The organism is Paenibacillus sp. FSL K6-1318 (assembly GCF_037976905.1).
Classification (GTDB): Bacteria; Bacillota; Bacilli; order Paenibacillales; family Paenibacillaceae; genus Paenibacillus; species Paenibacillus amylolyticus_A.
The window spans coordinates 3,484,066-3,498,055 of sequence record NZ_CP150270.1; the positions used below are offsets into that span (position 1 = coordinate 3,484,066).

The following is a 13,990-nucleotide window of genomic DNA, read 5'->3' on the forward strand; positions in this document are numbered from 1 at the left end:
GGTTATTATAAACCCATCAAGTGAAAAGACAAATCAATTGATAAACTAAAGAGGACGGTGTAAATCATGAGTAATTATCATTTTGAAGAAAAAGAGAGCTTTATCGTGTTAGGTATTGGAACGGATCTTAAGAGCGACTATACAGACTATGTTGGCATCAGCAAGGAGAAGGCGGATTTTTGGTCCACGGTGAAAGAGGATGGAAGCCTGGACAAACTAAAGTCTCTGGCAACAAACGACTACATTTTTGCCGTAAACGAAGCAGTGAATAACAAGATGATGCATTATGCTGGTGTCATGACAGAAGAAACTTTGCCTGAAGCAACGAGAGTGATCCAATTTCCTAAGGGAGAATACCTGGTTGTGAAGGGCGAAGCAGAGACAGCTGATGCGCTTAGTAATATGCTTACTGGCATTGCCTTTGGTCAAGCCCTACCGGTAGAAAAGGATTATGCCTATGTTGGTGGTCCGAATGCAACGGTTGAAATGGGGGAGAGAAACGGCGTGGTATATGGTGAAATGTGGATTCCTGTTGTAAGGAACTAACTAAAGCATAAATATTCAAATGTGAAAGAATCCCTTCTTTTATAGGAAGTGGATTCTTTTTTAGTTCGATGTCTAGTGATTACCATTTAATAGATTTAGTTTTCCTCAAGTATGTTATCATATTCTTTGTGATGACGGCTTCATTCGAGAATAGCTAAGTAATAAGCACTTTTTATTATTTACATAAAGTCAATGGAAGGCAGGAGATATAGCAGTATGGTCACGCTGATACTTTCGCTCGTTATGATTATGAACATATTACTCTCAGCGGTATTTTTGTTTTTTGAAAGGAGAGACATCGGTTATACTTGGGCCTGGCTTATGATTTTTTATTTCATTCCTATTGTAGGTTTTATCGTTTATCTCTTTCTGGGCCGTAATCTCAAAAAGAAAAATTTCTACGGGCTTTCAGCTGAAGAGAGAAACTCTCTAAAGTTAATTGTCGAGAACCAAATAGTGACTTTAAAGGAGCAACGTAAGGAAAATAACCCCCTGCTCATGAAATATGCTGATCTGATTCAATTGAATCTCACTTCATCCAATGCAATCCTAACCAATGACAATGAGATATTCATCTTTGATGATGGACAAGAGAAATTTGATTCTTTATTTGCTGATATCAAGAATGCCAAGAAAGAGATTAACATCCAATATTACATTATTCAACCGGATTCCTTAGGGAAGAAATTACGAGATGAATTAACCATAAAAGCTAAAGAAGGCGTAAAAGTGCGAGTTCTCTATGACGAAATTGGTTCAAAGAAAATTTCACTGAAATTTTTCAGAGAACTGATCTCTGCCGGTGGAGAAGTGGAGGTCTTTTTCCCATCACTGATTAGACCTTTAAATTTCCGCATGAATAATCGAAATCATCGCAAACTTTGTATCATTGATGGAGAGATTGCTTATATCGGCGGATTTAATCTGGGAAATGAGTATCTAGGCATGGATAAAAAGTTTGGATACTGGCGTGATACACATTTTAAAATGCACGGAGATGCCGTTAATCATATTCAAGGTAGGTTTATTTTGGATTGGAAACACGCCAGTAAATCCGGTCAAGTAAGTTACGAACAATTCTCCTTCAACACAGTCAAGCTTGGCGGTTCAAGTCCAGTTCAGATTGTGTCTAGTGGTCCTAACTCACAGGTAGAACACCTGAAGAATATGTACATCAAGCTTATAGTAAATGCCAAAAAGAGCGTGTATATTCAAACGCCTTACTTTATTCCTGACAGCACGTTTATGGATGCATGTAAAATCGCTCTCCTATCCGGGGTGGATCTGCGCATTATGATTCCCAATAAGCCCGATCACCCGTTTGTATATTGGGCAACTTGGGCGTATGCTGGTGAATTATTGGACTATGGCGCCAAGATTCTGTTATATGACAACGGATTCTTACACGCAAAGACTATTGTAGTAGACGAAGAAGTCGCTTCAGTAGGCACGATGAATATTGATTCCCGGAGCTTTAGGTTGAATTTTGAGGTGAATGCAATTGTATATGACGAGCGAGTTGCAAAACAACTTCAAGAATTGTTTCATCAAGATAGCCAGTTAAGTTCAGAGCTTACTTCCGATCGTTATAAAAATAGGTCCCTTATTATCAAATTTAAAGAAGGAATATCACGTCTTCTTTCACCTATTTTATAGCTCGGCTTCTCTCAGTATGGGTGATGAACTTCACCGTATAGTCAACAAAGAAACCGTTGCCTACGCAGGCAACGGTTTCTTTGTTATTAAATTCTATCAACATTAATCTAAACTATCCAAGAAAGCTAGTTTTCTCTGAATATACGTTCGAGTTGCCTCAGTATCAATCGTGTTCATATATCCATGAACTTCCTTGCTCACATGAATATCAGGAATATACAAATCTGTTTTGACTCCTAATTCTGTTAATCGGTTATAATACTCTTCAGCCTGATCTGGGAATGTACCTGTGTTTCCATCTGTAATAAACGTAGGGGGGAAATTACTCGTCGCCCGTGGTATTACATTAAGTGATTGTAAGATATCTTGATCCGCGCTTACGACCGGCTGACCAATGTATGCACTACCTGATTGAGCAAAAATATAGTCAGTCACAATGTCTTCGGTTACCGTTCTATGTCCACGACTAAAGTCAAGAATAGGTACTTCTAGTACTAAAGCTCTGACATCTTTAAGATCTATAACAGGATTAATATCAATGTCTTTTGCATACTCAGGGTTAGCTTGAATTGTTATAAAGTCTGCAGCGATAAATCCACCTGCACTACCTCCACCAAAGATGACATCATTCATATTAATGCCGTATTGTTCTCCATTTTGCTGCATGAACTGCACGGCTTCTGATAATTGTTTTATGGGAGTAGGGTGGATATATTCAGGAGCCAAAGCATAATTGATGGTTACTACATTATAGCCATGATCCACCATTAATTCATAATGATATAACATCGTATTTAGAGCTGCTCCTGCGTTAGGATCCCCCCCTATAGAATCTCCTGCTACAAAGCCACCACCATGTACATAAAAGTATGTTGGACGTTCTTCGTCAAATGCACCATCTGGTGTAATGATATTCAAAAAACTTCTTGGATACTTTCCTCCATATTGAATATTGGTTGTTAACTGATATTTACCATCAATATTTGTCGTAGTAGAGGGCTCTGCCGTGTACGAATTTTCTGCTCCCGAACTGCTTTGCAAATATAAAGCAACTGGTTTTGGCGTAATTGTAAATACAATTAATATTGATGTAGCCAACAATAATACAAGAACGAGAACCCATTCACTAATTCTCACCGCTATGGATTGGAAACTTTGATTTATTTTCGTATGCATGCCTAAGGCCAAAATAAGAAAAGCAAACCCAGTCACCACAAATGAAACTTGCGCAACTGCAAATAATCCGATGTTATCAAAGATCATCCAGAGGATTTCGGTAGCTACAAACAAGGCCGAAATACTCAAGCAGGCACGATAAACCTTTTCACTGAAGTGCTTCTTCACGACTAGAATATTTGCTACAGACACAACCATGGCTACGATCCCTAATGGAATAACATAATTTATAAAAAAAGACTGTGACCAAGACAATAAGATCATGATGAATCCCACAATAACGCCGTATAACCTCATATTAAATTTCATTATTAAACAAATCCTTCTTAATATTATTTAATTGTGCATCAATCACAGATAAGTACTGGTTTAATTCTTCCAGCTCTTTAAGCGTCAGTTTGTTTCCTATAGGCATCAATGCAGCTAATATTTTTTGCCTTTCTTCAACCACAATGTGTTGACCTTCTTTTGTTAATTCAAGCCAGACCACGCGTTTATCTTCTTCGTTATACTTACGTTTAATTAATCCCTTATCCGTTAATCGATTTACAATTGCAGTAATAGAACTTTTTTTGACATTGAGTGCTTTAGCTAAAAAACTTGATGTGCAATTCTCAGTCGTATTGATGACATTCAATAAATTAAACTGATCTGGAGTAACACTGCTAGATTTCGAAATATCCTTTTGAATCGATTGCATGCTAATGGATATTGAGATCGCTCTCTGCGTGTACATATCAATGTGTTGTTCTAATTGTTTTCTATCCATATTCATCGTGGATCCTCCTTGATCACATTGGTTTCACTATCTAACTGTTAGACTGTGAAACTAATATTAACAGCATGTTTTTTTAAAGTCAACAGATAAAAAGCTCTCTTCAACATTGAAGAGAGCTGCCCAACTGCATGACACCAAGCTGCTAATTTAAAACACCGCTACCGACTATTTTAACTTTTACTTCCGGGTGAAAACGAACTTGGCCATATTGTTTATTCCAGTCTAGGCTTTTCCACAATTCTGGGTAATGGGCAATTAAATGTCTGCCAATCCCGAAGGAATCACAACCACTTTGCTGAAGTGTCTTGATAATTTGTTCTGCGTCCTGAGTCATGTCATCGGATAGCTTACGGTTCAGACGATCAATCGTCTCCTTTTCCTGAAGATGATTCATAGCATACTCAACAATCGTTACAGGAAGTTCAATATGGAGATTTACATCAATCTGGCTGTCATCAACTACTTTTACCGCCAGTTTGCGCTTAATCTGTTCGGTATTCGCTTCGTAAGTGACATAGTTCCGTGGATTGTTGGAAGGCCCTGGATGAATCTTTTTGACAAAACGCGCCGCTTTATTCCATTTACCACTCATAATAATGTATAGCGGAGCCTGTTCCGTATTGAGACTCCCACTGAACCTTTGCCCATGAAACAGGGCGATTCCCCGAGCATCAATTTCTTCTCCGTCCTTATAGAGGTAAGGTAGCGTAAAATCCTGTCCGGGATCCAGCATGGGAGGGAGAAGGGTCTCTAACGTCATTTCAGGAAAAATGCATAATTCCTCCAGGCTCTTAATTTTTTTCGTAATAAACTCACCAATTAATATACTGCCGACTCTTTTCTGGTGTAACAAATCTCCGGCATCGCCATCCACAATCGCAATTTTCACATGCGAGGTCGGGTAATCGGGTTCCCGATATAAGACATCCAAGTAAGGATAAATGTCATTTTGTGCGAGTTTATTCCCGTATAGGATCATCCCATATTTGAAAAAACGAATATCACCCGTCACTTTAGCCCGGATTCTATCTGTGCTTTGACGAACCGATCTCCCGGTACCTGAATGGACTTCATTAACGCTACTCCCTTGTTCACTTTCAAAATCATCGACAATTTCAAGCGTTTGTTTAATTTCACCTTCTGAGGTGATGTCATATGCTGAAGCATTTGCCAGTCTTGCATCTTTTAGACTATCCTGATCCCAGCATCCCGTCATCAACATGAGCAGGATCAGCATGCCAAGAGCCATTCCTTGTTGACTCATATCATCTTCTCTTTTCGTTTCAATATATAAGACAGGAGCAGGAGCAATAGGGGCAAGATCATCAGAAAAAAGTAAGCCGATCTGTTGGCAATCGTACTAATTAACTCAAGGTTTTCCTTCTGTTGTGGCAGATAGGCAATTACACAAGAAGCAATAACGACATAAGGCACGGCCTTTTTATGGTGTTTTTGTTTGAACAGGTAACTTATACCGTAGGATGCCGTATAGTAGTAGCCACAAATGGCCCCGAAAATTGAAATTAACCAGATGGGCAGGAACAGGAAATCGGCCCGATCCATTGTCCCGAGTGGGATAGAGCGGAGCAGATAAATGACTGGTTCAGGCATTAAGTCAAGTTGCTGGGGGCTGAAAGCCGTTGAACAAATGAACACGGTAAATGCATACAACAAAACGACAACAGCGCTTGCTAAAGCAACAGACTTAAGTTTGCCACCGCTGCTACCTTCAACCATAGGAAAGACAACGAGAAAAAATTCGAATCCGAACATCGCCATTAATGTCTCGGTTGAACCACTAATAATATTGGGCCAACCTGCTTCGGTCATAGGCAAAAGATATAACAGATTGATTTCCTTGATTCCGTAACTGATCAATACCATCATGGGCAAGACCAAAAAGGAGATGAGTACAAGCACCCGGGCAATAATTCGCAATTTTTGACGAACCAAATAGATGCTGCTGAACAAAAAGAGGGCTAAAATAGCCCACCGTGGAGTATCCTGCAGCATCCAGCGGTTAATTACACCGTAGGCGTTTACCAGGACAGAAGTGCCCATCAACAGGAAATATCCGACATAGGCAATAATCAGGATCTTCCCAATCCATTTCCCCGTGATCAGCGTTACAATTTGATATATTGAAGAACTCGGGAATCTTCGCATCAAAAGCCAGCATAGCAGGATGATAAGTTGAATCAGGAATCCTCCTAGGAAAACAGAAATCCACCCGCCGCCCTTGGACAGAAGGTGTATCCGGTAAGGGAGGGACAAAATGTCTACACCGATTTCAAATTTCATAATGAGCAAGAACAATTGTCCCCGAGTGATTGTCGTTTCCTTATTCACGTTTTTTCCAACTCCTAGAGAACTTCTGCTGATTCAGCCGCTGCGGGCGGGCATCATGAGGACGCTCGCGAAGCGCCCAGATGGGAAATCGAATCCATACATCCTTCATGTCCTTTAATCGGAAAGGGGCGACCGGAGCAAAATAAGGCGATCCGAAGTTCTCCAGCTTACAGAGGTGAATGGTTAGAATCACCAGACCAAATGCGATGCCGATATATCCAAAAAGCGCCGCTCCTATCATCATCGGAAAGCGGAGAATACGCACTGCTGAACTCATCTCATGCGAAGGTACCAAGAACGACGAGATGGCAGTCAGTGATACCACAATAATCATCGTATAGGATACAAGCCCAGCACGTACGATAGCATCTCCGATAACCAAACCGCCGACGATGCCGATCGTCTGGCCCACGCGGCTGGGAAGTCGGACCCCGGCTTCTCTTAATACTTCAAAGATCAGTTCAAGCAACATGGCCTCTACCAGGGCAGGAAAGGGGATACTTTGCAGTGATTTCTTGATTGTGTGTGCCAGCTCCAACGGTAAAATCGCGGAGTGAAACGAGATAGTTGCAATATAAACAGCAGGTAATGTAAACGCAATGACGAAGCTCATCATGCGAATTAAACGTAAAAAAGAACTGACGATCCAGCGACCATGATAATCGTCCGGACTTTGGTAAAATGCAAAAAACGTAACTGGCGCAATAAGAGCTGACGGGCTGCCCTCGGCAAGTATGGCGACGCGTCCCTCCATCAAATTAGCAATGACCCGATCAGGTCGTTCTGTACTAAGCTGCTGAGGGAACAGAGAAAAGGGATTATCCTCAATAAACTCTTCAATAAACCCTGGAGCCAGCACCATATCAGAAGATATGGATGAGATTCGCTCTTTTACCTCTTCTACCAACGCTGGATTGGTCACATCCTGAAGGTATACGACTGCAATTTTGGTATGTGTTTTCTCGCCAACGTTAAAATATCGAATGATTAAGGATGGACTGATAATTTGTCTGCGGATCAGATTCAAATTAACGGAAAGTTGCTCTATGAATCCATTGTGCGGTCCTCGAATAACACCTTCGTTTTCTGGTTCGGTTGTGTTGCGGACATACATTTTCTCGGTTGAAAGAATGTAAAACTCCGGGTTTCCATCAAGTATGTAAAGACATTTCCCTTGAATGAGTGAGTCTATTCCGTTTTGCAGATCAATATCTTTTCGACTTTCTAATGTGGTGAACGATGGATAGATTTCCGAATGAGTCTGATCCTTTAGAGCTGTTAAGACATGAGTTTGAATGATTTCCTGATCTACAAGTGAATCGATATAGAGAAGCACACTCTGCACACCATTGAATAAGAGCGATTGTTGTTTCAAATCGTCAGTATGATAAAGGGACTGCTCCACATAAGAAATATTCATTTTTAATTCAGAGCAGGCATGATTGGTTGGGGCCATTGATCCACCTCGTTTCAAAATGCGACTTGGATTATTTTGTGCAAAATCAAGACGATTATTCAATAATTCACAATCCAATTAGAAACTTTTTCCTAAATCTAGCGTCTAATACTATGACTTTTTGAGGGGATACAAATTACTAGAGAGCAGAAGGAGCCAAAGACAAAGCATGAATATGAAGAAGAAATTGTCCATTTTTACCGCTTTAGCCGTTTTCCAAGCATTTGCAGTCGGTTCCGTGAGTGCGCAGGCAGTACCGCAAAGTGACACAGCGTCCGTAAACACGGCCAACGTAGAATCGGTTGAGGTGATAAAGGAAGTGCAACCCATTGCAGAACGTGAGGTGAAGACGGAGAGCACTAATGCATCGATCGATACTCCAACCTCTGATGAAACGAAAACTGAGGAGGAGAAACCCGCCAGTAATGGAGGGAACACGACTTCAAATGTAACAAGTACGGATTCTACCACTCAGGAAGGAAGCACTGAGGAGGTTGAAACACCAGCTACGCCTGCTCAAGTAGAACAACCATCCGTTGATGGGAAGTCTCCAGTAGGTTCAGGCGGAAATCTGACGTTGTACATGAATAGCAACAAAATGGAACAGGATGGAAAAACGTATCTTGCTGGCCAACCAATGGCTGTAAAAAACGGTGTATCCTATGTTGCAATTCGTGCGCTGGTTGACCGTGTGGGATATGGGGTTAAATACGATAACAAAACCAAGGAAACCATCATTATTAGTGGTGACGATGAACTCCGATTCAAGACCAACAGCAAAGACTACACTGTAAATGGAGAGACCAGAACGATGAAAGGCCCTGCTTATCAGCAAAAAAATACGTTCATGGTGCCTTTAACTTCCATTACTCAAGCTCTGAACATCACTTATAAAGTAAATCAGCCGGCTAAGACGGTTGTGCTGAATCTAAATACCAAACCTGTTGCGAGCTTTACCATTTCCCAAAAGGAAATCTTTGCGGGCGATCAAGTGGACTATGTGACTTCTTCCAGTTCTCCAAATGCACTGGATATCGTTGACGAACGCTGGACAGGTCGTCAAGAATCATTTGATCAAGCAGGTACATATACCATTTCATATGAGGTTCAGGATTCCAATGGCCAATGGAGCGATCCCTATTCCATTACGATTGAAGTTTTGACTCCTAATCTTCCTCCTGTAGCCATGTTCGCCACGGATAAAGAAGAATATAAAATGGGCGAAAAAATAACATATACAGACCAAAGCACTGATGATGAAGATAATATTGTTAAAGCCGTATGGGAGAACAATTCACTTGCTTTCTTTGAACCAGGTCCAAAAACGGTGACACTTACGGTTACTGACAATCACGGCGCTACCAACACGTACTCCAAAGTCATCACCATAACAAATGAGACCTTATATTCATTTACCGATTTCAATCTGCTCTTCACACCGGTAGGACAGAAATTCACCTTCAACGGTGGCGAAGTGACTACGATGGAGAAAGTGCCTTATACGTACATGGATGAGCCAAGTTTGCTGATCCGCAGCAACAGTCCGGAAACAGTGAACACAGAAGGCATCGTATATAAAGAATCATCTTCGGGGCAGACCCGTTTCATGATTCACCACGTGAACAATACAGGCAAAAGAGTGAAAATGTATGTAATTGCAACCAATAACAACCCAAATCCAGCTGTATTCGAACAACAAAATATGGGCTTTGCAGGACCTACACCATACGCTACCGTAGCTGGGAAATTGTCTATTGATAAGTGGTTCAAGTCGATTCAGACTGGAGCTGATCAGAAGAAGGAATACCTTCAACCTGGAGAAAGTAAACTGATCTTGACTGAACTTAATAAAACGCCGATGAAAGAAGGACAAGTCATCTCGCTCTATTCGGATGCTTATAGTGATTACTCTCTGGACTATAACGTTATCCTGGTCGAGGAAAATAAAGATCCATTCGAGACTCTGCCGTTGCTACCTGTGCTTGATCGTGACGGAGTGCACAACCGTGGTACGTACCCGAATGCGACTCGCATTATAAAGTACGATGAGCACGTGGGAATCAAACCTGCCCGTCTGCCACTTGGTGACAATTCAAGCGATCCCAATCTGGTAGGAACAGATCCGATGGCATACACAGACGCATCCAATGCGGGTAATTTCGGCGTATTGTACAAAATCACGCTGACCAATGTTGCACCGCGTACGCTTATCTCCTTTAACCCTCGTGGAGGGAAATACTCCGGAGTAGCTCTGGTGAACAATCAGTTGGTATCGATTGCCGAAGGTAACGTTGCGGTTACCAATTCAAGTGAACAAAGCGTTCTTTACCGCACCGGGTTAACTGGAGAGAGCGTAACGATTCTATTCTCTGCCGCGCCAGGAAGCAACCTGCCGGTCAATCTGCTCTTTACACCACTCCCATCGGAGAAGTAAATGTATACAAGGTTTTATATCTAAATCAAAGGCAACCGAACAGGATGATTCGGTTGCCTTTTTTTGCGTTGGTAGAAATCAGACTGTAGTTGGGATTAAAGGTACAGCGCATCCTTTTATGAATCATAGATATCCTTTATAAATTGAATAAAGTGAGCGGTAGCTGAACTAAATATCCTATTCTTTTTCCAAGCCAGTACATGATTTGTTATTCGTTCAGGTTCAAAGGGAACAAAACATGTGCTATTACTTTCCCGGATTGTATATGATCCGCTTACACATATGGCATACCCCAGTTTTCGTTCTACTAACTGCATCGCATTAGTCAATAAATTATGGGATGCGAAAATAGTAAGACGATCATTCTCCACACCAAGCCAACTTGCAATCTCATTCTGCACAATTGTCCGACGGGGTGGAATTAAGGGTAAAGAAAGTATTTCTTGAATCTCAATGGATGATTTCTGAGCAAGAGGATCATCTCGTCTCATTAGAATCCCCCACTTTTCCGGATAGGGTAATGGAACATAGTCATATTTTGCAGTTTCAATGGGTTCCAATAATATGCCGATATCGATATTTCCTCGGTCAAGCTTTTCTCTAATATCATCTCCATCAGCACTATACAGTTCATATTGTACTCTAGGATGCCGGTTGGAGAATTTCTCTACGATTTCTGCCAAAGCTCTGGATACAATGGACTCCACACAGCCAATAGAAACCACTCCGCCAATCAGATCCTTCTGTTCTGCCAAATCTCTTTCTGTCTTGTCTAAGAGGGAAACGATCTCTTTTACCCGTTGCTGATACAAGAGACCGCTATCTGTTAATGTAATCTGTCTTTTTCCTCGTATCAGCAAACGCGTACCCAGTTCTTCTTCAAGATCCATAAGCTGCCTGCTTAGTGTTGGTTGCGTAATATGAAGGATTTCTGCTGCTTTTGTTATATTGCCTACTTTAGCCACAGTTAAAAAGTATTTCAAAACCCGAATATCCACACCTTATCATCCTTTCATAATACGTCGGATAGATCATTCACAGATGATTATACGATACATATTAGGCATGATACAAAATACACCATAGGTATTAGTAATTATACAGATAGGAATTTACAATGAATGGAGAACGTGACTTGAGAGTTGTGTAGTTAATCATACAATATGAGGTTAAGATTATGAAAAAATCAAAAATGCCATTTTCGAACCCGTTGTTATTTACGGATAAAGATTTAATGAGAATCTTTATCCCGTTAATTATTGAACAAATGTTAGCATCTTTGATCGGATTATCCGATTCAATCATGGCAGCTTCTATAGGAGAGTCAGCCGTATCTGCAGTTTCTTTAGTCGAAATGATTATGTTACTGTTAATAAGTTTATTCGCAGCTTTAGCTACGGGTGGCACGGTAATTGTAGGGCAATATCTCGGTAAAAAACAGGAAATCCAAGCCAGAGAAGCCTCGAATCAATTAGTTTGGTTTGCTGGAGCAGCAGGGCTTGTGATTATGATTTTTATTTTTCTCTTTAAAAGTATTATTTTAGATGTTCTCTTTGGCAATATCACCGACGAGGTATATAACTATGCCAACACTTATTTATTGATCGTCGGAGCTTCAATTCCTTTTTTAGCTCTCTATAACGCTGGAGCTGCCATATTCAGAACGATGGGCAATTCCAAATTGCCTATGAAAATTATGCTGGCTATGAACATTCTGAATATAGCGGGCAATGTCTTGTTCATCTATGGGTTCAATATGGGGATTGCAGGGATTGCTATTCCTACTTTAATTTCCAGGATAGGTGCTGCAGTATGCATTCTCATTCATGTAAGAAATCCTAAGCATGTTCTTCATCTAAATAAAACCTTGAAGCATAAGTTTAATTCATTGATGATTAAACAGATCATGCGGATCGGTGTACCTTATGGATTAGAAAATGGAATGTTCTATTTTGGACGTTTGTTGATATTAAGTTTGGTATCTACATTTGGAACAGCTGCTATAGCGGCAAATTCAGTTGGCAGTACGATTACTTCATTGCAAGCTTTACCTGGAATGGCCATTGGTTTAGGCATGTCCATAGTCATTTCCAGATGTGTGGGTGCTGGAGATTTTACACAGGCTAGATACTATACGAAAAAGATACTTGGTATCATTTTTGTGGCACAGATTGTGAGTTCCGTAATAAGTTTAGCCTTGTTTCCAAGTATATTGAGCATTTATCATTTTTCAGCAGAAGCAACGCGATGGACTACGGAGATTGTGTGGAGCCATGCGATTGTCATGATATTGATTTGGCCTTTCGGCAATGCACTTCCATCGGTATTTCGGGCTGCTGGAGATGCAAAGTACCCCATGATAGTGAGTATGATTACTATGTTTTGCTGCAGAATTATGTTCGCTTATGTGTTGGTATATGTATTTGATATGGGGATGTTTTCAACATGGATAGCTATCTATTGTGATTGGTTCATAAAAGGAGGGCTATTCATTTGGAGGTATGTTACTGGGAAATGGACTAAATTCCAAGCTATTGAGCTAACTGGCAGGAAAGCGGAATAATAAATCGAATTGATTGAAGAGATGGCGTTAATTAATGAAGTTCGCGATGGGAAAGAGGAGGATATCGTAATGGATTTGGGATTAAAGGATAAAGTAGCGCTAATTACAGGCGGCAGCAAAGGAATCGGACTAGAGACAGCCGTGATTTTAGCATCGGAAGGGGCAAAGGTGGCAATCGTTGCCCGCAACGAAGAGGCGCTCCAAGCTGCGGCGCAACGAATTAAAGAAGCTACTGGTACAGATGCACTAGTCATTTCTGCAGATATTTCAGTAGAAGCAGAAGTACGAGGTGTGGTGGAACAGACTGCAGAGCATTTCGGTGGACTGGATATCTTGGTCAACAATGCGGGCACCTCTGCGGCCAGGCCGTTTGAAGAGGTCGGTACCGAAAGCTGGGCTGCTGACCTGGATTTGAAATTGTTAGGAGCAGTGCACAGTTCTAAGGCGGCAGTTTCTTATATGCGCCAAAGAGGTGGTGGTTCTATCCTTAATGTGACGGCGACTGTTGGGAAAACACCATCTGCGTCATCTTTGCCAACATCAGTCAGCCGAGCCGCAGGTCTTGCACTTACAAAGGCGATGAGCAAAGACCTCGCCAAGGACAATATTCGTGTTAACGCGGTGTGCATCGGTCTGATTCGTAGCGATCAGATTGAACGGAAATGGCAGGCTTCAGCACCAGAGCAAAGTTGGGAGGAGTTCGCTTCCGACCCAATTCATGACATCCCACTTCAGAGAATAGGTCAGACCGAAGAGGCGGCAAAAGTCATTGCTTTTCTCGTGTCAGGAGCAGCCTCCTACGTAACAGGAACTGCCGTTAACATAGACGGCGGTAAATCCTCTGTACTGTAAACAATGATTTAACTGCGGGCGTTCCCGGTATTCCACCGGGGAACGCCCGTTTATTCTTTTCTGGAATCGGTTCTGGTTATAGAACAGAATATATTCGCTCTCTGACACACTTCCTTAAAATCTTATAAGAAATTCTTGATATTTCAGAAATTTATCCGATCGGGGGGTGCTAATATACAA

The 13,990-nt window shown here is 41.3% G+C and carries 11 protein-coding genes; 5 read left to right on the forward strand and 6 right to left on the reverse strand.

All coding sequences use genetic code 11. The features are described 5' to 3' along the window. The first annotated feature begins 66 nt into the window (after positions 1-66). Both NYE45_RS15375 and cls read left to right on the forward strand, forming a co-directional pair. Positions 67-546, forward strand: coding sequence for a GyrI-like domain-containing protein (locus NYE45_RS15375; protein ID WP_340012987.1), 480 nt, complete (start codon positions 67-69; stop codon positions 544-546). A gap of 216 nt (positions 547-762) precedes the next feature. Beyond that, positions 763-2,202, forward strand: a complete 1,440-nt coding sequence (gene cls, locus NYE45_RS15380) for a cardiolipin synthase (protein ID WP_340012988.1) — start codon at positions 763-765, stop codon at positions 2,200-2,202. A gap of 102 nt (positions 2,203-2,304) precedes the next feature. Here cls and NYE45_RS15385 read toward each other — a convergent pair whose 3' ends face one another. The 5 genes from NYE45_RS15385 to NYE45_RS15405 form a co-directional block, all read right to left on the reverse strand. Next, complete coding sequence (locus NYE45_RS15385; RefSeq protein ID WP_340012990.1) at positions 2,305-3,687, reverse strand: alpha/beta hydrolase; 1,383 nt, start codon at positions 3,685-3,687, stop codon at positions 2,305-2,307. Beyond that, entirely contained in the window at positions 3,677-4,153 is a 477-nt protein-coding gene (locus NYE45_RS15390; protein WP_340012991.1) for a MarR family transcriptional regulator, read from the reverse strand. Before NYE45_RS15390 ends, NYE45_RS15385 begins: the two co-directional genes overlap by 11 nt. A gap of 145 nt (positions 4,154-4,298) precedes the next feature. After that, entirely contained in the window at positions 4,299-5,420 is a 1,122-nt protein-coding gene (locus NYE45_RS15395; RefSeq protein ID WP_340012992.1) for a Ger(x)C family spore germination protein, read from the reverse strand. Continuing rightward, on the reverse strand, positions 5,417-6,505 hold the full coding sequence (locus NYE45_RS15400; protein ID WP_076333939.1) for an endospore germination permease: 1,089 nt from the start codon (positions 6,503-6,505) through the stop codon (positions 5,417-5,419). The genes NYE45_RS15395 and NYE45_RS15400 overlap by 4 nt, the downstream gene beginning before the upstream one ends. Further along, positions 6,498-8,024, reverse strand: a complete 1,527-nt coding sequence (locus tag NYE45_RS15405) for a spore germination protein (protein ID WP_340012993.1) — start codon at positions 8,022-8,024, stop codon at positions 6,498-6,500. Before NYE45_RS15405 ends, NYE45_RS15400 begins: the two co-directional genes overlap by 8 nt. A 106-nt stretch (positions 8,025-8,130) precedes the next feature. Here NYE45_RS15405 and NYE45_RS15410 point away from each other — a divergent pair, with 106 nt between their 5' ends. Then, entirely contained in the window at positions 8,131-10,395 is a 2,265-nt protein-coding gene (locus tag NYE45_RS15410; RefSeq protein WP_340012994.1) for a stalk domain-containing protein, read from the forward strand. A 116-nt stretch (positions 10,396-10,511) separates the two neighbouring features. On the opposite strand, the gene NYE45_RS15415 is transcribed toward NYE45_RS15410, so the two are convergent. After that, entirely contained in the window at positions 10,512-11,393 is an 882-nt protein-coding gene (locus NYE45_RS15415) for a LysR family transcriptional regulator (RefSeq protein ID WP_340012996.1), read from the reverse strand. Between the two features lie 179 nt (positions 11,394-11,572). Here NYE45_RS15415 and NYE45_RS15420 point away from each other — a divergent pair, with 179 nt between their 5' ends. After that, positions 11,573-12,958: an MATE family efflux transporter gene (locus NYE45_RS15420; RefSeq protein ID WP_340012997.1), complete on the forward strand. Its 1,386-nt coding sequence runs from the start codon at positions 11,573-11,575 to the stop codon at positions 12,956-12,958. Positions 12,959-13,027: 69 nt separating this feature from the next. Then, positions 13,028-13,810, forward strand: coding sequence for an SDR family oxidoreductase (locus NYE45_RS15425; protein WP_340017379.1), 783 nt, complete (start codon positions 13,028-13,030; stop codon positions 13,808-13,810). Positions 13,811-13,990: the final 180 nt, after the last annotated feature.